The following is a 19,631-nucleotide window of genomic DNA, read 5'->3' as shown; positions in this document are numbered from 1 at the left end:
GTCACCTAGCTCGCTTTCCGTGTTCTTCCTGGGCTGATGGGGCGAAGGTTCCTGTGGTCAGGCCATCGACGGCGGTGCGGATTGCGGCGTTCGCCGACGCGGCGACTTCCTCGACCGCGGCGGCGAACGATGTCAATCGGCGGAACGCCTCACCGTAGTGGCGTTGCTCCGTCGGTGTCATGCGCGGAATGCGGGCGCGTCGCAGGTCCAGCCGAAAGGTCCCGCCCAGGCTGCCGGAAGCTTGGCGTCTGTTGATCTCTGCACGCAGGAAGCAGGCAAGGAAGTGAGGGTCCAGTACGGCGGGGTCGCATCGAACTGCTGAGCCCGCCCGCATCTCGGGTGCGTTGGCCTCGTCGAGCACAAAGGCGTCGAAGCCTCGCGGAACGGCTGGCACGATCACGTCGCCGGGGCGTGCCGACTTGTAGTCGATGAACGCGAGCGCGCCTGACTTGGCTAGATCGTTGAGGCTGATGAGCGGTCCTGGGACTTGGCCGTTCGCCGGTGCGAAGGTCGGCGGATGGCCGTCCAGCCCGCGTACAGCTCCGGCGTATCGGTCGCGTAGCGCGGCATACTCCGGCGCAACATCGCGCGGCTCGATTTCGATGTGGCCGGTCGGCAGAAGCAGCACGTCCTCATCGAGTAGTTCAATCGATGGCACGTCCCGGGTGTGCACCGGATCAGTGAAGACAGCCGCCCACGCCTTTTCGTCGGCGGGCAGGTCGTCCGGTGTGCGGTCGGTCAGGTCGACCATCCGCAACGTGTAGGTGGGCCTGCCGACCTGCCGAGCGAGTAGCCAAATCTGCCAAGGGTGCAGCGTGCCGACCACGGCCCCCTCGGGAAGCCCGATAACGTGTGTGAGCGCACCGGCACGCAGGAGCCCGGCCCGGATGCGTCGACCTGAGGCTCGGGTAGCTGCGGAGAACGGGACGGCGACGACGGCGACGCCGCCTGGCTTGAGTTGGGACAGGCAAAACTGAGCCCAGGCCAGCGGCTGATCGTGTCGCAACGGTTGACCGAATTCCCAGTTCATGCCGTCCAGCGGGCGATCGCTGAGCGGGCTGACCGAAATCAGTGCTTCCGCGCCACCTGGCGTATGAGTTCCAGGGGCCACTGCAAGATCGACCGCCGTTGCGCCGACGGACAGCAGCGCGGATCGCGCGTCTTCGAGCTGGGCTGTTTCGAGGTCGCGGCCTACGTACCGCAGTCCAGAGCCGAGCCGTTTAGCTGCGGCGGCTAGCCGCGCACCGTCCCCGCAGGCTGGGTCGAACACAGTTCCGTCGGTCAGCGGCGGGAGGAGCGCAGCCATCGTCCCAGCAAGCCGAGACTCCAGGGACTCACTTGGCCGTTGCGCAGCGGGTGTGTCGAGCGTCTTCACATTTGCGGCGCGCCCATTGTCGATCAGCCAGGCTTCGACGTCCGCAAGAGCGAACGTTGGGCTGTACGGCGTTCCTCCGATCGGTGCGGGAAAGTCGGCGTGCCTACGACGCCAGTTCGACACAGCGGCTCTGCCCACTCCGGCAATGCGAGCAACATCGGCGGCGGTGACCTCAACGTTGTCTGTCATCAGTGCCTCCGTAGCGCGTTCACAGGCACAGTACACAGACCGTCAAGTTCACGCAACGCGTATCCTTGCGTGAACAGCGCCCACTGTGTACATTGCTCTATGTTCACAGTGGCTTTAGAGGTCTTCATGCCACAGAGCGACGGGTGCTGACGCAGCAGCGAGACCTCGCGCACGCGAATGCGTCACCACATGTCGACTTCCACCCGCCATCCCACAGGGGCCTGGCGTGCCAGAGGCCAACCGCGAAGGGCCAGTTCATGGATGTAGCCGCGACCTACTCGCCCGAGAATCACAACGACAACGCCCGTGCCGATCGGGCGACCAAGGCATCCCGGAACCGCAACAAGCCCAACAGCCGTCGGAGCGGTGGCTCCTACCGCACCACCCTCTACCGGCTCGACGGTGTCCCGCCCAACCCTGACGGGCTGCGGAGAGCCCTGAACAACCGGTACCTGCGCGGACAGGACTTCGAGATCCACCCGACGACCGTCAGTGATGCTCCGGCCCTTCTCGTGCATGGGCACGTGCCGCGGGACCGGGCCGATTGGTGCCCGGTCATCACGGGGCTGACCGGCAATGCGGTCGCCGTCGGATACAGCAGCGCCGGAGGAGCGCTCCTCGTAGCCGTCGACGGAGTGGTGTACGCCCTCACGTACGGCACGGTGGGCAGGCACATGATCAATCCGGATCTCTACGACCCGGGGTTCGGGATCGGCTTCGCCATCCGTGCCGTAGGCCCCGAACGGATCATGCGCATCACCCGCAGGATGCTCGCTTCCACCGGGCGTACCGACCGCAGTCAGGTCCCTGGTGGCCTGCACATCCGGCAGTTCAACATCGAGCGCTGGGGGGAGATCGTCGGGCAGCTCTGCGGCACGCTCCTCGACAACCCGCGGCTCACCGTCACCCGGCTGACCAAGCGCCCGGTGTCCGTCGCCGGTGCCAACTCTCTGCAGATCCCGCTGAGCGTTGATCCGGTCGGCCTGCTGGACGACCTTCGCGAGATCACCCGTGTTTCCGCCGTGGACACGCCCTCGCCCGAACTTGAGTTCATCGCTCAGGTCCAGCCGCTGCCCACCGGCGCTCGCACGCAGGAACTCGACGAGCATCTCGACGACCTGCTCGGACAGGTGGCGCCCGACGGGCTGGCGCTGACGATGCCCATCAGTCAGGCCGAATACGAGCCGTTGGCCGTGGCGTATGAGATCAAAACGGTCGGCAGCCGGCGGGCGCATCTGTCGGAACTCGACTTTGAGGCCGTTCTCGAACGAGCGCGGACCCGGCCGGCGGGCATGCGGCTCAAGGCGTTGAAGAATGGGACCATCGCGCTCTGCGCCAACAAGCACGGCGACCTGCTGACCCCGCCGGAATCCGCGCACAAGTGGATCACCGCTGAGATTGCCAACGGAAACGCGCGCATGATCTACCAGGAAGGCAAGTGGTACGAAATCGGGGAGCACCACCTCGACTTTCTCGGTACCGAGATCGAGGAGATCCTGAGTCGGCCGCCCACCATCGCACTCCCCCCGTGGACCACGAGCCTGGCCAACGAGGACGCCTACAACAAGCACGCCGCGAGGCACGGCTTCGTACTGCTCGACAAACGGCTGCTGAAGACCCGCCAGCACCCGTACGGCATCGAGGGATGCGACCTGCTCGGCCCTGACAACGAGCTCATCCACGTCAAGCGGGCAGATCGCTCGTCGCCCCTGAGTCACCTGTTCTACCAGGGCGAGGTCGCTATCGACGCGCTGCGTTACGAGCGCGACGCCCGCGCCCAGCTGGCCAAGATGGTCCGGCACGCGGATCCCGGTCGCGGCTTCACCGCAGCGTTCAGGCCGAAGAAGATCGTGTACGCCATTGCCCTCAGCTCCGGCAAACCGCTCAGCGCCAAGACCCTGTTCACGTTCTCGCAGGTCGCCCTGTATCGGGCCGTCCGTAGGCTCCGTAGCGACAACATCGACGTGGAGGTCATCGGAATTCCTCCCCGCTGACGGCGTCGAGGTGGCTGGGCCGGCGCCGACCGGCCCTGTCTCTCGCTGCGACACACCTATGAACCGGTGACTGTACATGCGGATGGTGCAATGATCTGGCGGCGGGTCAAACCGGCTCTTCGAAATTAGCGGGGGTCGAGATGTCCGCGGGTTTTGCGGGTGGTGGCGGTTCGGGTTCGTAGTCGCTGGTTGACGGGGTTGCGGAAGCCGTAGGCGTTGCGGGCGATGGTTTTGATGACCCGGTTGGTGCCTTCGGACCCGGCGTTGGTGATCCCGGTGTGCAGGAATGCCAGGATCTCGGGCCACCACGTTTCGACGGTTGTGGCCAGGCGTTCCAGTTCGGGGAGGTCGGCGTCGGCGCAGCGGTGGTAGAAGCGGTGCAGCAGATCGCGGACCTGTTCCCGGTCCGGGTGGGTGCGGGCGGTGGCGAGCAGGTCGAGGAGGTCTTCCTTGGCGTTCCAGGCGGTGGTGATCGGTGCACCGATCGGTGCGGGTAGGCCGGCGAGTTCGTCGAGGAGGGCGTCGACGTGTTCGCCGCGCATGCGGGCGGCGGAGCGGGTGAGCCGGTTGCGTAGTTCCCATTCACGGTTGCTGTTGCGGCCGCGCCGGCCGCGGTGGGTGACGGTGACCCGGCGGCGGACCTCGGTGAGGGTCTGGTTGGCCAGCTGGACCAGGTGGAAGTGGTCCACGACCAGGGTGGCCTGGGGCAGGGCCCGGCGGATCGCGGACTTGAAGATCGTGCACATGTCGATCGCGACGAACGCCACCGCGTCGCGCCAGGCCTGGTCGCGGTCGCCCAGCCAGTCGATGACCGCTTGGGCGGTGCGGCCTTCGACCTGTCCGAGCAGGCCCTGCCCGCCGGACAGGTCCACAAACCCGACGTGCCACCGGTCCACCGCGGTCTGCCAGACGCCGGTGGCCTCGTCCAGGACCCATCTGGGCCGGCCGCGGCGGGTCTCGTCGATGCCGAGCACCTGGACCGGCTCGGGCTGGGCTGGTAGCACCGACCGGGCGTGGCTGGTGAACGCCGCCGCGACGACCGGCCAGGACATGTCGTGGTCGCGGGCCGCCTGGACCACGGCGCGGCCGGCGTCGGCGACCGCGGCCCCGGCCGAGGCCCGTAGCCGGCTGGTCAGCCGCTTGCGTGGTGGCACGGCCGGGACCGACTCGGTGAACGAACGACGCCGGCAGCCCGGCTCGTCGCAGCGCCAGCGGCGCTTGGTCCACACCAGTTGTGGTCGGCGGCCACCGACTGGCAGATCACGCGGCCGGGTCACCCGCCGGCCCTTCGACCGTCGGGCCCGGGTGCCGCAGTCCGGGCAGTGTCGTGCCTGCTCATCGTCGGCGACCAGGTGCACTACCGGTCCGTCAGGGCCGCCGGCGACCCCGACCACGGCCAGGCCGTCAAGGCCCAGCAGCCGCGTCGTATCGTTAACCACGCCCGTAGCTCTTCTGTTGTGATCATCTTGCTTCGACAACAACATGATCTACACGAGCTACGGGCATCTATCAGTCAGGGTCCACAGTGGAGCCCAGCCCGGCTGGTCAAACCCCCACCAAGTTCGAAGAGCCGTCAAACCGAGTCAGCAGACGGCGCAACGGGTTGCACGACGATTCGCTGGCCTGGTCTGCACCGATCTGCGACGCGACGCCGCTCGGCATCCGATGCAACCAGGATCGTCACGTTCAGCATCCGGCCGGCGACCTCATCGTCGATGCGCGATTCAACCGGGCACACCACCATCGCTGGCGCGTGCTCAACCATGATCGACACCCCCATGGCGTGCTCGAAATCGGCTGGCAAGATCCACGGGACCGCTCCAGTCTGGTCCGTTACCCACCGCACCGCCGTAGGCGTCAGTCGTTGTTGCCGCTCAACAAGCGCCGCAACGTTCGCGACGTGACGCTCCTTCTCCTGCTGTTGACGACGTATCTCTTCCTGTCGGCGTCGCACCTCGCGCAGTGTCTTCTCCCGCTCCGCGGCTTCCGCACGATAGCGTTCCGCCCGTGCAGTAGCGACTACGGAGTTGAGCTGCTTGATCACGTTCAGCAGCTCGTTGTAGCGGCTTCGACTGCGCCGGCTGGCCCATGCCCCGCCGGTCATCGCTGACATCGACGGCTCCGGCTCCGTTCGTGCCTTCTCCACGCCTGGCAGCAACTCCCACACAAGGTCGTCCACGCAGACGCCGTTAACGAACTCGTCAAGCGGCAGCTTTGTCGCCTCCCAGCTTCCATGCCCAGGGCAGTCGACGGCGTCGGCGAAAATCCCGTACCGACGGCACTGGTGGCCGGTGCCGCATAGCTTGACTGCGAGTTCGGCCACCGGGCTGGCCACAGTCAACGCACGGGGCTCGCCCACGTCGACGATGATGTGTGGGGGCTCCGCGGCCACGATCTTGGCGAATACCCACTGCCCCAGGCAACGGTGGCCCTCGGCGGGATCGCCGAGGACGGCATGGTCGCCGCGGCCTACACGAGCGAGGTGGACGGCCGGGCGGTGCGCGGCGCGGTCGCCTGGCTGCCCGACGGCACCCGCAAGGACCTGCCCCCGCCGGGGCCGACCCGACCATGACCAACGTGAACGGCGACTGGATCGTCGGGGGCTCCTCCCGGTGGAACGTGCGCACCGGCTCCCTCGACCAGGTCACCGGCCTGCTCGTGCGCAAGATCGACAAGTTCGGCCGGGTCTTCGGCGAGGCGCCCGACCTGGCCCCGCCGTATCCGGCGGTATGGGTCAACGGCACCGTCACGTGGCTGCCCACCGATCCGCGGAGGCCGCTCGGGATGATGGGCCGGATCAGCCTCGACGGCACCCGGATCACGACCGTCCTGCAGGCCGACAACCCACCCGACCCGCGCCCCGTGGTCTGGACCTGCAGATAGCGAGCGGCCGGGCTCCGGCGCATGCGGTGAGGGACGGCATCGCATGCGCCGGCGCCCGGCCCGGGGTTACGCGGTCGGGCCCATCTTGGTCAGCCGGGCGTAGAGCTCGGGCCGCCGGTCGCGCAGGAACGGGCGCTTGCGCCGGGACAGTTCGACCAGGCTCAGGTCCACCTCCGCCACCGCCACGCCGTCGGCGCCATCGGCGGCCTCGGCGAGCACGTCGCCGTTCGGGCCGTAGACGGCGCTGAGGCCGAAGTAGTCCTTGACGCCCTCCTTGCCGACGCGGTTCGAGCAGATCACGAACATGCCGTTGAACACCGCGTGCGCGCGCAGCTCCAGCTGGAAGACCTCGCGCATCGGCGCGCTGGCCGAGGCCACCGGCACGCAGAGCACCGAGCCGCCGCGCAGGGCCACGATCCGGCTGAGCTCGGGGAAGTGCCGCTCGTAGCAGATGATCGTGCCGACGCCGGTCTCCCCGGTGTCGACGACCTCGGGTTCGCTGCCGCCCGGCTGGAAGTAGAACTTCTCCGGGAAGCCGTTCGAGAACGGCAGATGCGACTTGCGGTACACCGACTTGAGCTCGCCCGCGACGTACGTGCAGGCGGTGTTGTAGTACACGCCCGGCACGTCGGCCGCCTCGAAGATCGACGAGACGATCGTCATGCCGTGCTGCCGCGACCGTTCGGCCGCCATCCGGTTCGAGGGGCCGTCGAGGCGCTCGGCCAGCTCGAAGTATTCGAGGTCGGGCTCCGGCTGGACGAACGGCACGGCGAAGAGCTCCGGCAGCAGCAGGATCCGGGCGCCCTGGCCGGCGGCGTCGTCGATGAGGCCGGCGGCGCGCCCGATCGTTTCGGTGCGGTCGCTTGAGGCCTGTAGTTGCAGCGCTGCGAGTTTCACGCGAGGACCTTCTCCGAAGCCTGGGTCAGTCCGGTGATGGCCACCCCTGACCGGGTCTTGTACCGCTTGTTCACCGAGATGAGCACGGCGGTGAGCGGCTCCAGCTGGCGGGCCAGCCGCAGCCGGCCGGCGTCGACCGCCCGGCCGCCGGTCACGTCGGCGGCCAGCCCCATGACGAGTTCCTTGGCCGCGCGGTCGTCGCCGCACACCAGGACGTCCTCGTGGCTCAGGTCCGCCTCCGGGTCGAGCAGGAGCGGGGCGGAGAGGTGGTGGAACGCACCCACCAGCGTGGCTTCGCCGACGATCGCGGCCGCTTCCTCCGCGGCACTGCCCGCGGGCACGTCGAGGCCGAACGGGCCCAGCTTGTCGAAGCCCAGCGGGTTGACACAGCTGATGACGATCTTGCCGGTCAGCGCGCCGGCCAGGCCGGTGACCAGCTCGGCGTGCCCGTCGTACGGCACGGCGAGCAGCACGACGGGCGCGGAGGCGGCCGCGTCGAGGTTCGAGGCACCGGTGATCTCGGCGGCCTCGAGCTGCTGGCGCAGTTCCGCGGCGGCGACCTCGGCGCGGGCGGTGTCGCGGGAGCCGAGCACGATGGCGTGTCCGGCGCGGGCCAGGCGGTAGGCGAGGCCGCGTCCCTGCGGACCGGTCCCGCCGATGACCGCGATCCTTGTCAGGCTCATCGGCTCAGGCCTTCGCGGCCTGGGCGAGCCGGGTGAGCGTCTGCTCCTTGTCGCCCAGGGTCGAGATGATCGGGCTGCGGACGCCGGCCTCGTGGTACGCCATCAGCTTCTGGAACGCGTCGTCCGTGGAGCCACAGGCGGTCACGTTCTGGACCAGGCTGTTGGGGACGAGCTGCATCGCCCGCTTGATGTCCTCCGGGGTGGCCGGCCAGCCGGCGATCTCCTGGAGCCGGTCGACCAGCTCGCGCTCGACGCCGCAGTGCTCGGCGATGTGCGGCTGCTGGCACAGGTACAGCGTGAGGAACGCCTTGCAGGCGTCGATGGCCTCCTGCGGGTCGTCGTCGTTGATGCTGCAGGAGACGATCTGGGTGAGGTCGATGTCCTGCTTGCCGTCGGTCCGCTTGGCGAGGCCGCGGTCGATGGCGGCGCGGGCGCCGGCAAGGTACGACGGCGGCAGGAGGAAGTCCATGTGCACGCCGTCGCTGATCTCACCGGCCAGCTCGAGCATCTTGGGCCCGACGGCGCCGATGTAGATGGGGATGTCGACGGGCTTGTTCTCGCGGTACATGCTGTCGAACCGCACCCCCCGCATCTGCACGAAGTCGCCCTCGAAGTCGACGAGCTCGTTGCGGAAGAACGACTGCAGCACGGTGATGTACTCGCGCATCGAGGCGATCGGCTTGGTCAGGGGCTGGCCGACCTTGGTCGCCAGCGGCTCCCACCAGGCGCCGATGCCCAGGATCGCCCGGCCGGGCGCCACCTCGTCGAGCGTCTTGAAGGTGACCGCCATCAGCGCGGCGTTGCGGCTCTTGTTGTTGACGACGCCGGTGCCGATCTTTACGTTGCGGGTCTTGCTCGCGATGATCGCCGCCGGCACGATGCCGTCCCGGGCGAGCCGCCCCTCGGCGACCCAGACGGACTCGAAGCCGTTCTGGTCGGCGAACTCGGCCTGCCAGTAGGTCTGCTCGAGGCTGAGCCGCTCGCCGACATGGATACCAAGAGGAAGTTTCATCGAAGTACAGCTCCGTTCAGAAGAAGTTCGGCTCGACGCGGTCGGCGAAGGCACCCCGGCCCGCCGCGCCGCTGAAGGAACCCGATGCGTCCACCAGGTGCTCGCCCCGCGAGAGGACGTGGACCGGCTTGCCGGTCACCCGCATCCCGTCGTAGAGGTTGTAGTCGGTCCGCATGTGCGTGCCCGCGGTGGTGATGACGTGATCGGCCTGCGGGTCCCACACCACCAGGTCGGCGTCGGCCCCGACCGCGACGATCCCCTTGCGGGGGAAGAGGCCGAAGAGCTTGGCCGGCCGGGTGGACACCAGGTCGACGAACCGGCACGGGTCGATCCGCCCGCTCGCCACCCCGCCCTGCCACAGCACCATGAGGCGGTCCTCGATGCCGGGCACGCCGTTGGGCACCTTGGGGAAGTAGCCGGGGCTGCGCAGCTTCTGCGGCGGAAGGTCGTCGGGCTGGTGCATGCAGAAGCCCGCGTGGTCGGTCGCCATCGTCGCGATCGCGCCGGTGACGAGCGCCTTCCACAGGCCTTCCTGGTTGCTGCGCTCGCGGATCGGCGGGGAGCACAGGTACGCGGCGGCCCGCTCACCGAGGCCGGCGTAGTCCTCGTAGGCGACCTGCAGGTACTGCGGGCAGGTCTCCGCCCAGACCCGGCGGCCGTCGGCGCGCGCCCGGCCGATCTCCTCGGCCGCGGCGGCGCTGGAGACGTGCACGACGTACAGCGGCGCACCGACCGACTCGGCGAGGACGATCGCCCGGTGCACGGCCTCGGCTTCGGAGTCGTGGCCGTGCGCCGTGGCGTGGAAGTGCTCGGCCGTGTTGCCGCGCTCGATCAGCCGTTGCGTCTCACGGGCCACCATGTGCCCGTTCTCGGCGTGCACCATCGGCAGCACGCCGCACTCGCGCGCCAGGTCGAAGCCCTCCAGGAGCTCACCGTCGTCGACCATCTGGGTGCCCGGGTACGCCATGAAGAACTTCCAGCTGCCCGCCCCCTCGCCGGCGAGCCGGCGGAGGTCGTCGAGCACGTCGGGCTGCTGGTCGCGGGGCGGGACGATGGCGTGCAGACCGAAGTCGACGACGCAGCGCTGCGCCGCCGCGTCCCGCCGGCGCAGGTACGTGTCGTACAGCGACCGGCCGGGCTCCTTCTTCACGAAGTCGAGGATCGTCGTCGTGCCGCCGTGGGCAGCGGCGACGGTCCCGGTGTAGAAGTCGTCGGCCGTCCTGGTGGTGAACCCGTCGATCGGGTACTCCAGGTGCGTGTGCGCGTCGATCCCGCCCGGGATGACGAGCTTCCCGGTCGCGTCGATGACGTGGTCGGCGGTCCAGTCCGAACCGATACCGAGCGCGACGATCCGCCCGTCACGCACCAGGACGTCGGCGCGGATCGCCGAGTCCGCGTTGACGACCGTGCCGCCGCTGATCAGTGTCGATCCCATATCCATCTCCTGAAACTCAGCCCTGGTAGTGCTCGTCGGCGAGGGCGAGCACCTCGTCGAGGACGCCGAGCGCCAGGTCGATCTCTTCGGGCTTGATGACGAGCGGCGGCGTGAGGCGCAGGACGTTGAAGTTGGCGGTGAGGTACACGCCCCGCTCCATCGCCGCCTTGAGCAGCTTGCCCACGGGTGCCGCGGCGGCCCCCTTGGCGTTGAACGGCACGAGCGGTTCCTTGGTGGCGCGGTTCTTCACCAGCTCGACGCCGTAGAAGAGGCCGCGGCCGCGGATGTCGCCGATGCTCGGGTGCCGCTCGGCCAGCGCGGCCAGGCCGGCGCCGAGCCGCTCGCCCATCGCCCGTGAGTTCCCGACGACGCCCTCGTCCTCCATGATCTGCAGCGAGGCCACGCCGGACGCGCACGCGAGGGGGTGACCGGCGTAGGTCAGGCCGCCCCAGAACATGTTGTCCTTGAGCCACTCGGAGATCCGCGCGTTGACCGTCATCGCCCCGAGCGGGACGTAGCCGGAGTTCAGGCCCTTGGCGGTGATGAGGATGTCGGGCGTGACGTTCCAGTGGTTGCAGGCGAACCACTCGCCGGTGCGGCCGAAGCCGGCCATCACCTCGTCGAAGATCAGGATGATGCCGTACCGGTCGCAGACCTCGCGCAGCGACTGCAGGTACCCGTCCGGCGGGTAGAGCAGGCCGTTGGTGCCGGTGACCGGTTCGACGATCACGGCGGCGACGGTCTCGGGGTTCTCGTACTGCAGGATCTCCTCGAGGTGCGGGCCACCCGAGCAGACGGGGCAGGGATCCGGGTGCCCGGCCGGGCAGCGGTAGGTGTACGGGTCCAGCATGCGCACCACGCCGCTGATGCCCGGCTCCGCGGCCCACCGGCGCGGGTCGCCGGTCAGCGACATCGCACCCGCGGTGGCGCCGTGGTACGAGCGGTAGCGGGCGACGATCTTGTGCCGGCCGGTCACGTGGCGGGCCAGCCGGACGGCGTTCTCGTTGGCCGCCGCGCCACCGGTGGTGAAGAAGCTCATCTTCAGGTCGCCGGGGGTCAGCCCCGCGATCATCTCGGCCAGCTCGGCGCGCGAGCGCTCCGCGAACCCCGGCCCGATGTAGCACAGCTCCTCGGCCTGGGCGCGGATCGCCTCGACGAGGCGGGGGTGCTGGTGGCCCAGGTTCAGGTTGACGAGCTGGGACTGGAAGTCGAGGTACTTGCGGCCGTCGTAGTCCCAGAACCATGAGCCCGATCCACCGGCCACGGGGATGGGGTCGAGCGCACCCTGCACCGACCAGGAGTGGATCACGTACTCCTTGTCGACGGCCTTGACGCGCTGAGCGGTCCAGGCCTGAGTCTCGGTGATCGTCATCAGTTGCCCTTGACCTCGGCGCCGAAGGTGGCGAGCCGGGCAAGCGGGCGCCCGGCGTTGGCCGCCGCGCAGATCACGAAGATCTCGCGAGGCCGCGGCACGTCGGCGACCTGCAGCGTCACGGTCTGGTGGTGGGAGCGCGTCTTGGCATCCAGCTTGTGCTTGAGCGGGATGTCGATCGGGCTGCCGGGCAGCCCGACCTTCTCGGCCGCCGGCAGCAGTTCCGTGCCACCGGCCGCGTTGCGGAAGACGTTGCCGAAGCGCAGGTTGTGGATGAGCGCCGAGCCGTGCTCGACCTCCCCGTCGATGCCGACGAGGGCCGCCTTGCCGAACGCCTCGACCTCGTCGCCCAGCAGCTCGACGCAGGCGGGCCCGATGAGGCTGCCGATCTCCTCACCCAGCTCGTCGGCCAGGGTGACCAGATCCCGCACGTAGGCGCTGGGGTAGGGGTTCTCGATGACGACGCCGACGAACGCGACGCGGTGGCGGGGCTGCACGTCCTGCCCGTTCTCCAGCCAGGTCTCCTCGAGGTGGCGAACGATCTTCCGGACCCTGATCACGATCAATCCTCCTGTGGTTCACTCAACGAACCGTCGGTTCAAATACTGTCGATACTGCGAAGGACTGTCAAGCGTCCTGAAGTTCGGAAAAAGCTGAGGTGATCCGACCCGCACAAGGGCAGCCGACATCGGCCGGCCGCTACCGCGCCGGGCTCAGGTCAGCTCGAGGATCAGCTCAGATACAGGTCGGTGCGCCGGTCGGCGAGCGGCTGGTTGAACGGGTTGTCCCGGCGCTCCCGGCGGGTGCCGATGAGGTCGATCTCGGCCATCACCAGCTCCTCACGGTCCCGGCTCGCGGGACCGGCCAGCGGCCAGCCGTCGGGGCCCACGAGCACGGACCGGCCGACGAACTCCTGGCCGCGCTCGACGCCGATCCGGCTGATCCCGGCGACGTAACACTGGTTGCTGTGCGCGCCGGTCATGCACATCAGGTGGGCCATCGCCGGCCCGTCGGCGGGCTGCCCCGGCACCGGCACCCAGTTCGACGGCAGGACGACGAGATCGGCGCCCTGCACGGCGACGCTGCGGAACATCTCCGGGAACCAGGCGTCGTAGCAAATGCCGACCCCGATGCGCCCCAGTGGCGTGTCGAAGACCGGAAAGCCGGACGTGTTGGGGTCGTAGATGCGTTTCTCGTCGTTCCACAGATGCGACTTGCGGTACTTGCCCAGGTAGCCGCCGGGCCCGAGCACCACGGCGGAGTTGTGGATCCGCTCGCCCTCCCGCTCGGTCACGCCGCCGACGATCCAGATCTTCAGCTCCGCCGCGAGCGCCGCCCAGCCTGCGCTCGTGGGGCCGTCCGGCACCGGCTCGGCGTACTGCGCGGCCTCCGCCCGGTCCGTGAAGACATAACCCGCCGACGCCGCCTCTGGCAGTACCACCAGCTTGGCCCCGCGGGCGGCCGCCTCCCGGATCCAGAACGACGAGGCCGCGAGGTTCGCCCTGATGTCACCGAAGGCCGGCCTCATCTGGACGCCGGCCAGCAGGAAGCCGGTCACCAGGCCGCCCGGACGGCCGTGTACTTGATGTTCAGGTACTCGTCGATGCCGACCCGCCCGCCCTCGCGGCCGAGACCCGACTGCTTCACCCCGCCGAACGGCGCGGCCGGGTTGGAGATGATGCCCTGGTTGAGGCCGACCATGCCGCTCTCGAGGCGCTCGCTGACCCGCAGGCCGCGGGCCAGGTTCTCGGTGAAGACGTAGGACGCGAGGCCGTACTCCGAGGCGTTGGCCATGCCGACCGCCTCGTCCTCCGCGTCGAACGCCACGACGGGGGCCACCGGGCCGAAAATCTCCTCCCGGACCGTCCGGGCCTCGCCGGGTACGCCGGAAAGGACCGTCGGCGCGAAGAAGTAGCCGTCGCCGGCGATCGCCTCTCCCCCGGTCACGACCTTGGCGCCCGCCGCCGTCGCGTCGGCGACCAGCTCACCGACCGACCTCACGGCGTTGCCGTCGATGAGCGGGCCCACCTCGGTCGCGGGGTCGAGCCCGTGGCCGACGCGGAGGCTGCCCAGCCGCTCGGCGAGGCCGCTGACGAAGCGGTCCACAACGGCGCGCTGGACGTAGAACCGGTTGGCGGCGGTGCAGGCCTCGCCGACGTTGCGCATCTTCGCCTGCACCGCGCCCTCGATCGCCAGGTCGAGGTCGGCGTCGTCGAAGACCAGGAACGGCGCGTTGCCGCCCAGCTCCATGGACGTGCGCAGCACCCGCTGGGCGGCCTGGCCCAGCAGCGTCCGGCCCACCTCGGTCGAGCCGGTGAACGACACCTTGCGCAGCCGCGCGTCGTCGAGCAGCGCCGAGCTGGCCTGCCCCGACCGCGCCGTGGTGAACAGGTTGACCACGCCGCGCGGGACGCCGGCCTCCTCGAGGATCCCGACCAGCGCCAGCATCGACAGCGGGGTCTGCTTGGCCGGCTTGACCACGACCGTGCAGCCGGCCGCCAGCGCGGGACCGATCTTGCGGGTGCCCATCGCCATCGGGAAGTTCCACGGTGTGATGAGCAGGCACGGGCCGACCGGCTGGCGCATGAGCAGCACCCGGGAGCCGCCGCCCGGGGCGGTGAGGTAGCCGCCGTCGATGCGGACGGCCTCCTCGGCGAACCAGCGGAAGAACTCCGCCGCGTAGCTGACCTCCGCCTGCGACTCCGCGAAGGCCTTGCCCATCTCCAGGGTCATCAGCCCGGCCAGGTCGTCGCGCCGCGCGACCATCAGCTCGAACGCCCGGCGCAGCACCTCGCCCCGCTCGCGCGGCGGCGTGACGGCCCAGGCCTGCTGCGCCCGGTCGGCGGCGGCCAGGGCGTCGAGGGCGTCGGCGACGGACGCGTCGGCGACCTCCGCGATCACCGAGCCGGTCGCCGGGTCCTCCACCGTCAGCGCCTTGCCACCCTGGGCCGGCCGCCACTCCCCGTCGATGTACAGGCCCTTCGGCACCCGTCCGGCCACCGCCGTCGCCGCGGCCAGCGCCTCGTCAAATGCGGCCATTGCATCCTCCTCCACCGGCCGGGTCACCCGGTCCGGTCCATCGCCGGCGTCTAGAGCCGGCCGAGCCCACTCGGCAGCTCGATATCGGTATTGCTGAGCAGTTCGCTGAGTTGCCGCGCGGCCTTCATGACCGACTCCGCCACCTCGTCGATGGAATCGCGGGTGAGCCGGTAGGTGGGGCCGCCGATCCAGACGGCGTACGGCGTCGTGCCACGGATCTGCACCGGCGCGGCCACGGAGGCCGCGCCGACCTCGAGCTCGTCGTAGGCGAAGGCGAACCCGCGGGAGCGGACCGCGGCCAGCGAGCCCATGAACGAGTCCAGGTCGCCCACCTCCGGCGGGGCGTAGGTGGCGAACTCCTCGGCGAAGTCCGCGCGGACCTGCGCCGGGTCGAGCGCGGCCAGCAGCACCTTGCCGGTGGACGTCGCCCACACCGGCTGGGTCCGCGGCACCGGCTTCAGGGTCTGGCCGATGAGCGAGGGCCCCGGCACCTGAGCCACGACCATCACCTTCGGGGCCAGCAGGACGTCGAAGCCCGCCGTCTCCCGGGTCTCCCCCGCCAGACCCCGCAGGACATCCCGCATGTGGCCGTAGGCGCCGCCGCCGTCGAGCAGACCGCCCACGATGGACAGCAGCCCGAGCGACACGCGGTACCGCCGCGTCACCGGGTCGAGCGTCAGCCAGCTCTCGCGCTCGAGCACGGTCAGCACCCGGTAGCAGGTCGCCTTCGGGATGCCCGCCTCGCGCGCGACCTCACTCAGGCCGACGCCCTCGGGATGGGCCGCCACCGCCCGTAGCAGCCAGATGGTGCGCCGGACCAGCCCTGCCTCACCAGACGCCATCGAGTTCCTCCGTCTATCCGCGTGCCATCGTCAGCGGCAACTGTTCCGATGTCATCCTGGCAGGCCCTGCGCGCCACCGGGATGCCGGACGAGCCGACAGGCCGCCCGGCACCCCGATCGGTTACTTCCCGCCCTCGGTGATGGTCACCGGTGCGGGCGTGTAGGAGCTGCCGACGACGTCCATGCCCGAGGACTTGAGCTCCTCGCGGGCGCGGTCGGACAGGTCGGTGCGGAACGCGTTGCTGTCCGGCTTGTTCTTGAGCACGCCGGCCTTGGTGGCGATGTCGATCGTCTGGTCCCAGGACGCCTGGTCCATCGCCCCGACGCCCTTCGGCGAGGGCCAGATCAGCTTGTTGATCTCACTGAGCATCCAGGTCTGGTGCCCGGTGCCCAGCGCGCTGCCGTGCGCCAGCACCGTGTCGACGCAGCCCTTGAGGTCGTCGCGGCAGAAGGCCCAGCCACGGTACGACGCCTTGAGGAACTTCACCGCGGTGTCCTGGTTGGCCTGCTCCTTCAGCCAGTCGCCCCGGCTGTAGATGCCGTCCTCGAGGCTGGTGTAACCGGACGCCTGCAGGCTGATCGCGGTGAAGTCGGAGGGCTGGTACAGCTGCCCCGTCTTCGGGTTCTTGGTCTCCAGCAGCTGGGCGTACTCGTTGTAGGTCTTCGCCTGCGCGGCGTCGACCTCGCGCTTGAGCAGCAGGGACATGTCGAACGGCTGCTGGATGATCTGCGTGTCCTTGGCCGGGTCGACGCCGGCGCCGCGCATCGCCGCGTACAGCACCAGCTCGTTGCCGTAGCCCCAGCTGCCGACCTTCTTGCCCTTGAGGTCGGCCAGCGTCTTGATACCGGAGTCGGCCCACGCGACCTGCAGGTACGCGCCGCGCTGGAAGACCTGGCCGATGTTGACCAGGTCGGCACCCTGCTCCCTGGTCACCATCGTCTTGGTGACGTGGCTGACGGCGAACTCGGCGTTGCCGGACGAGAGGACCTGCTGGGGGACGATGTTCACGCCCCCTTCCTGGATGGTGACGTCCAGGCACTCCGCGTCGTAGTACCCCTTGTCCTTCGCCGCGTAGTAGCCGGCGAACTGGGCCTGGGCGACCCACTGGAGCACGACCCGGACCTTGGTCTTCGACGTGCAGTTCTTGCCGGCCTCGGACGCGGCCTGGGTCCCCGTGTCGGACATGCCGCCACAGCCGGACGCGAGCAGAGCAGTGGCCGTGAGAGCGCTCAGCGCGGCCGCGACGCGGCCCGGCCGGGCGGATAACCGGCTACGAAGGAACATGCTGACTCCATGAGTTTGAGGGCGGGGGTGTGAAGGCCATGTCCTACGGGTTCTCGTCGTGCAGCGAGGCATGCCAGGGCATGAGGAGCCGCTCCAGAAGGGACACGACACCGAACATGGCCAGCCCGAGGGCGCTCGCCACGAGGATCCCGGCCCAGGCGTACTCGAACCGGGGCAATGCCGCCTGATAGGCGATGTAGACGCCGAGTGCGTTGCTCGGCCCGCCGAAGTACTCGGTCACGATCACACCGATCACGGCGAGGGTGGAGCCGAGCTTCAGCGCGTTGAACAGGAACGGCAGCGCGTTGGGCAGCCGCAGCATCAGGGCCACGTGCCGTGGCTTGGCCGCCAGCGACTCCATGAGCTCCAGGTGCAGGGGGGAGACCTGGAGCAACCCCCTGGTCGTGTTGACCAGGACGGGGAAGAACACCATCACGGCGGCGACGCCGGCCTTGGAGACCAGGCTCGTGACACCGAACCAGTTGTTGAAGATCGGCGCCAGGGCCACGATCGGGGCGCAGTTGACGATGACGGCGACCGTGAGCACGGGACCGGACATGCTCGGGAACCGGCTCAGCACCAGGGCCACCCCGACGCCCCCCACCACGCCCATGAGCAGGCCGAGCAGCACCGCCTCGACGGTGATCCGCGAGGCCGACATGATCGTGGTGAACTGCCCGGCGAATGCGGACAGGACCGCGCTCGGCGCCGGGACGATGAACGACGGCACGTCGAACACGACCACGGCGAGCTGCCACACGCCGAGGATCACGACGGCGGTGACGGCGACCGGGAGGTACCGGCCGAGGTGGGTCCGCAGTTTGGTCCCGGCCCCGGGCGACCGCAGCCGCGCGGCCTGGGTAACGCTCATCAGGCGGCCTGCTCAGCGAGCACGCCGTGCAGCGCCGTGCGGACCTCGGTCACCTTGGCGAAGAACGCCTCGGTGGTACGGGTCGCCGCGGTCCTCGGATACGGGAGGTCCACGTCGATGCTGTCGGCGATCCGGCCGGGGCGGGCCGTCATGACGACGATCCGCGAGGACAGGAAGACGGCCTCGGAGATGCTGTGCGTGACGAACACGACCGTGGTCCGCGTGTCCGCCCAGATGCGCAGCAGCTCGCCCTGCAGCCGCTCCCGGTTCATCTCGTCCAGCGCGCCCAGCGGCTCGTCCATGAACAGGATCTCGGGATCGGCGGACAGCGCGCGGGCGATCGCCACCCGCTGCTGCATACCGCCGGACAGCTGCCACGGGAAGTGCTTGGCGAACTCGGCCAGCCGGACGAGCTCCAGCATCTCGTGGGCCTTGGCCCGCCGCGTCTGCTTGTCGGCGCCGGCGACCTGCAGCGGCAGCTCCACGTTGCGCTGCACGCTGCGCCAGTCGAACAGGCCGGCCTGCTGGAAGACCATCCCGTAGTCGCGGTCGCTGCGCGCCGCGCGGGGCGTCTTGCCGTTGAGCGACACCTCGCCGCTGGACGGCTCGGTCAGGTTGGCCAGCACGCGCAGCAGCGTGCTCTTGCCGCAGCCGCTCGGGCCCAGCAGCGATACGAACTCGCCGCGGGCGATCGACAGGTCGATGTCCTGAAGCGCGGCCACCGAGCGCTTGCCGCTGTTGAACTCCTTGTTGACTCCGCGCACAGAGATGATGGCGGGCTCAGACATCAGCGCCTCCAGGCATGTCTTGAACAGGCAGGTGTGGAAGGGGACGGGCTCACCGCGCGTGGCGGTGCCGGAGCGCGAATCGCTCGACCAGTCCCAGCAGCTGCACGAACACGATGCCGGCGACCGCGGAAACCAGGACGGCCGCGTACAGCTTTTCCGGCCCGTTCGAGTAGTAGTAAGCAAAGGTGAGGATCGACCGCCCGATGCCGCGGCCGGTGCCGGCGGACAGCTCGCCGACGATGGCGCCCACGACGCTCGCCGTGGCGGCCAGCCGGAGGCCGGCGAACATGAACGGCAGCGCCGCCGGAATCCGCAGCCACCACAGCACCTGCCGGCGCTTGGCACCGACGCTGTGCATGAGCTCCAGGTGCACCTTCTGCGGTGACTTCAACCCGCGAAGCGTGTTGATCGTGACCGGGAAGAACGCGAGGTAGGCGGCGATGCCGGTGACCGCGATCCACGGTGGGGCACCGGCCTTGCCGCCCCAGATCACGATCATCGGCGCGATGGCCACCAGCGGTACCGTCTGCGACGCCACCAGCCAGGGCATCAGGCCCTTGCTGAGCGGGACCACGTTCAGGAACACGATCGCCAGCAGCAGGCCGAGCACGGATCCGGCGACGAGCCCGTAGAGGGCCTCGCGCAGCGTCACGGTGGTCTCGCCGATCAGGTACGCGGCCAGCGACATCGGGTCGCCCCGCCGGGCGGGCTCGACCAGCGAGTGCAGGATCGTCGAGAGGTGGGGCATCGACAGATCGTCGGTGGCCACCGGAAGGCGGATCGATGTCCCGGGCACGACATCGCCGATCGCCTGGCCCAGCGCCTTGTACCCCTCCCAGAGCCCGGCCAGCACCGCGACGACACCGATCGCGCCGACGGTGTTGATGGCATGTTTCTTCACGTCAGGTCCGCGTAGGGATCGGCCCTGCGTCACCCGTTCCGTGCGCTTGGCGCGACCCGTCTCGG

General features: G+C 69.4%; 19 protein-coding genes. 3 read left to right on the top strand and 16 right to left on the bottom strand.

Annotated features, from left to right (window positions below; genetic code table 11):
* Position 1: 1 nt before the first annotated feature.
* Positions 2-1,564 (bottom strand): N-6 DNA methylase, encoded by a 1,563-nt coding sequence (locus AB0M46_RS08480; protein WP_363333843.1) that lies wholly within the window; start codon positions 1,562-1,564, stop codon positions 2-4.
* A gap of 257 nt (positions 1,565-1,821) precedes the next feature.
* Here AB0M46_RS08480 and AB0M46_RS08475 point away from each other — a divergent pair, with 257 nt between their 5' ends.
* A complete protein-coding gene (locus tag AB0M46_RS08475) occupies positions 1,822-3,558 on the top strand; it encodes a DUF6119 family protein (protein ID WP_363333841.1) in 1,737 nt (578 codons plus the stop codon).
* A gap of 125 nt (positions 3,559-3,683) precedes the next feature.
* Here AB0M46_RS08475 and AB0M46_RS08470 read toward each other — a convergent pair whose 3' ends face one another.
* Entirely contained in the window at positions 3,684-4,997 is a 1,314-nt protein-coding gene (locus tag AB0M46_RS08470; RefSeq protein ID WP_363333839.1) for an ISL3 family transposase, read from the bottom strand.
* A 134-nt stretch (positions 4,998-5,131) separates the two neighbouring features.
* Positions 5,132-5,917 carry a hypothetical protein gene (locus tag AB0M46_RS08465; protein WP_363333837.1) on the bottom strand — a complete coding sequence of 262 codons (786 nt, stop codon included), beginning with the start codon at positions 5,915-5,917 and terminating at the stop codon, positions 5,132-5,134.
* 12 nt (positions 5,918-5,929) lie between these two features.
* Here AB0M46_RS08465 and AB0M46_RS08460 point away from each other — a divergent pair, with 12 nt between their 5' ends.
* Complete coding sequence (locus AB0M46_RS08460) at positions 5,930-6,130, top strand: hypothetical protein (RefSeq protein ID WP_363333835.1); 201 nt, start codon at positions 5,930-5,932, stop codon at positions 6,128-6,130.
* Positions 6,127-6,441, top strand: a complete 315-nt coding sequence (locus tag AB0M46_RS08455; RefSeq protein WP_363333833.1) for a hypothetical protein — start codon at positions 6,127-6,129, stop codon at positions 6,439-6,441. The genes AB0M46_RS08460 and AB0M46_RS08455 overlap by 4 nt, the downstream gene beginning before the upstream one ends.
* Positions 6,442-6,507: 66 nt before the next feature.
* On the opposite strand, the gene AB0M46_RS08450 is transcribed toward AB0M46_RS08455, so the two are convergent.
* The 13 genes from AB0M46_RS08450 to AB0M46_RS08390 all read right to left on the bottom strand — a co-directional run bounded on the left by AB0M46_RS08450 (position 6,508) and on the right by AB0M46_RS08390 (position 19,566).
* Positions 6,508-7,338, bottom strand: coding sequence for a nitrilase-related carbon-nitrogen hydrolase (locus tag AB0M46_RS08450; RefSeq protein WP_363333831.1), 831 nt, complete (start codon positions 7,336-7,338; stop codon positions 6,508-6,510).
* Complete coding sequence (gene npdG / locus AB0M46_RS08445; RefSeq protein ID WP_363333829.1) at positions 7,335-8,021, bottom strand: NADPH-dependent F420 reductase; 687 nt, start codon at positions 8,019-8,021, stop codon at positions 7,335-7,337. The genes AB0M46_RS08450 and npdG overlap by 4 nt, the downstream gene beginning before the upstream one ends.
* A 4-nt stretch (positions 8,022-8,025) precedes the next feature.
* The gene (locus AB0M46_RS08440) at positions 8,026-9,033 is read right to left on the bottom strand and encodes an LLM class flavin-dependent oxidoreductase (protein ID WP_363333827.1); all 1,008 of its coding nucleotides are present in this window, start codon (positions 9,031-9,033) and stop codon (positions 8,026-8,028) included.
* A gap of 16 nt (positions 9,034-9,049) precedes the next feature.
* Positions 9,050-10,468, bottom strand: coding sequence for a dihydropyrimidinase (gene hydA / locus AB0M46_RS08435; RefSeq protein WP_363333826.1), 1,419 nt, complete (start codon positions 10,466-10,468; stop codon positions 9,050-9,052).
* A 16-nt stretch (positions 10,469-10,484) separates the two neighbouring features.
* Positions 10,485-11,840 carry an aminotransferase class III-fold pyridoxal phosphate-dependent enzyme gene (locus tag AB0M46_RS08430; RefSeq protein ID WP_363333824.1) on the bottom strand — a complete coding sequence of 452 codons (1,356 nt, stop codon included), beginning with the start codon at positions 11,838-11,840 and terminating at the stop codon, positions 10,485-10,487.
* The gene (locus tag AB0M46_RS08425) at positions 11,840-12,400 is read right to left on the bottom strand and encodes an amino acid synthesis family protein (protein WP_363333822.1); all 561 of its coding nucleotides are present in this window, start codon (positions 12,398-12,400) and stop codon (positions 11,840-11,842) included. The genes AB0M46_RS08430 and AB0M46_RS08425 overlap by 1 nt, the downstream gene beginning before the upstream one ends.
* A 170-nt stretch (positions 12,401-12,570) precedes the next feature.
* Positions 12,571-13,398 carry a nitrilase family protein gene (locus AB0M46_RS08420; RefSeq protein WP_363333820.1) on the bottom strand — a complete coding sequence of 276 codons (828 nt, stop codon included), beginning with the start codon at positions 13,396-13,398 and terminating at the stop codon, positions 12,571-12,573.
* Positions 13,395-14,879 carry an NAD-dependent succinate-semialdehyde dehydrogenase gene (locus AB0M46_RS08415; protein ID WP_363333818.1) on the bottom strand — a complete coding sequence of 495 codons (1,485 nt, stop codon included), beginning with the start codon at positions 14,877-14,879 and terminating at the stop codon, positions 13,395-13,397. Before AB0M46_RS08415 ends, AB0M46_RS08420 begins: the two co-directional genes overlap by 4 nt.
* Before the next feature lie 50 nt (positions 14,880-14,929).
* Entirely contained in the window at positions 14,930-15,721 is a 792-nt protein-coding gene (locus AB0M46_RS08410) for an IclR family transcriptional regulator (protein ID WP_363333816.1), read from the bottom strand.
* A gap of 121 nt (positions 15,722-15,842) precedes the next feature.
* Positions 15,843-16,907 (bottom strand): ABC transporter substrate-binding protein, encoded by a 1,065-nt coding sequence (locus AB0M46_RS08405; RefSeq protein WP_363333814.1) that lies wholly within the window; start codon positions 16,905-16,907, stop codon positions 15,843-15,845.
* 142 nt (positions 16,908-17,049) lie between these two features.
* Entirely contained in the window at positions 17,050-17,877 is an 828-nt protein-coding gene (locus AB0M46_RS08400; protein ID WP_363333812.1) for an ABC transporter permease subunit, read from the bottom strand.
* Positions 17,877-18,665 carry an ABC transporter ATP-binding protein gene (locus tag AB0M46_RS08395; RefSeq protein ID WP_363333810.1) on the bottom strand — a complete coding sequence of 263 codons (789 nt, stop codon included), beginning with the start codon at positions 18,663-18,665 and terminating at the stop codon, positions 17,877-17,879. Before AB0M46_RS08395 ends, AB0M46_RS08400 begins: the two co-directional genes overlap by 1 nt.
* Positions 18,666-18,714: 49 nt before the next feature.
* Positions 18,715-19,566, bottom strand: coding sequence for an ABC transporter permease subunit (locus tag AB0M46_RS08390; RefSeq protein WP_363333808.1), 852 nt, complete (start codon positions 19,564-19,566; stop codon positions 18,715-18,717).
* Between the last annotated feature and the right edge of the window lie 65 nt (positions 19,567-19,631).

Origin of the sequence: Dactylosporangium sp. NPDC051485 (assembly GCF_040682015.1) — a bacterium.
GTDB lineage: Bacteria > Actinomycetota > Actinomycetes > Mycobacteriales > Micromonosporaceae > Dactylosporangium.
The sequence above is the reverse complement of the archived record's forward strand: the minus strand, read 5'-3'. Positions and strand labels throughout refer to the sequence as shown.

Coding starts and splice junctions, on each gene's coding strand:
- AB0M46_RS08480 (WP_363333843.1), bottom strand. CDS start 1,564: ATGACAGACAACGTTGAGGTCACCGCCGCCGATGTTGCTCGCATTGCC.
- AB0M46_RS08440 (WP_363333827.1), bottom strand. CDS start 9,033: ATGAAACTTCCTCTTGGTATCCATGTCGGCGAGCGGCTCAGCCTCGAG.
- AB0M46_RS08400 (WP_363333812.1), bottom strand. CDS start 17,877: ATGAGCGTTACCCAGGCCGCGCGGCTGCGGTCGCCCGGGGCCGGGACC.
- hydA (WP_363333826.1), bottom strand. CDS start 10,468: ATGGGATCGACACTGATCAGCGGCGGCACGGTCGTCAACGCGGACTCG.
- AB0M46_RS08475 (WP_363333841.1), top strand. CDS start 1,822: ATGGATGTAGCCGCGACCTACTCGCCCGAGAATCACAACGACAACGCC.
- npdG (WP_363333829.1), bottom strand. CDS start 8,021: ATGAGCCTGACAAGGATCGCGGTCATCGGCGGGACCGGTCCGCAGGGA.
- AB0M46_RS08455 (WP_363333833.1), top strand. CDS start 6,127: ATGACCAACGTGAACGGCGACTGGATCGTCGGGGGCTCCTCCCGGTGG.
- AB0M46_RS08405 (WP_363333814.1), bottom strand. CDS start 16,907: ATGTCCGACACGGGGACCCAGGCCGCGTCCGAGGCCGGCAAGAACTGC.
- AB0M46_RS08430 (WP_363333824.1), bottom strand. CDS start 11,840: ATGACGATCACCGAGACTCAGGCCTGGACCGCTCAGCGCGTCAAGGCC.
- AB0M46_RS08410 (WP_363333816.1), bottom strand. CDS start 15,721: ATGGCGTCTGGTGAGGCAGGGCTGGTCCGGCGCACCATCTGGCTGCTA.
- AB0M46_RS08395 (WP_363333810.1), bottom strand. CDS start 18,665: ATGTCTGAGCCCGCCATCATCTCTGTGCGCGGAGTCAACAAGGAGTTC.
- AB0M46_RS08415 (WP_363333818.1), bottom strand. CDS start 14,879: ATGGCCGCATTTGACGAGGCGCTGGCCGCGGCGACGGCGGTGGCCGGA.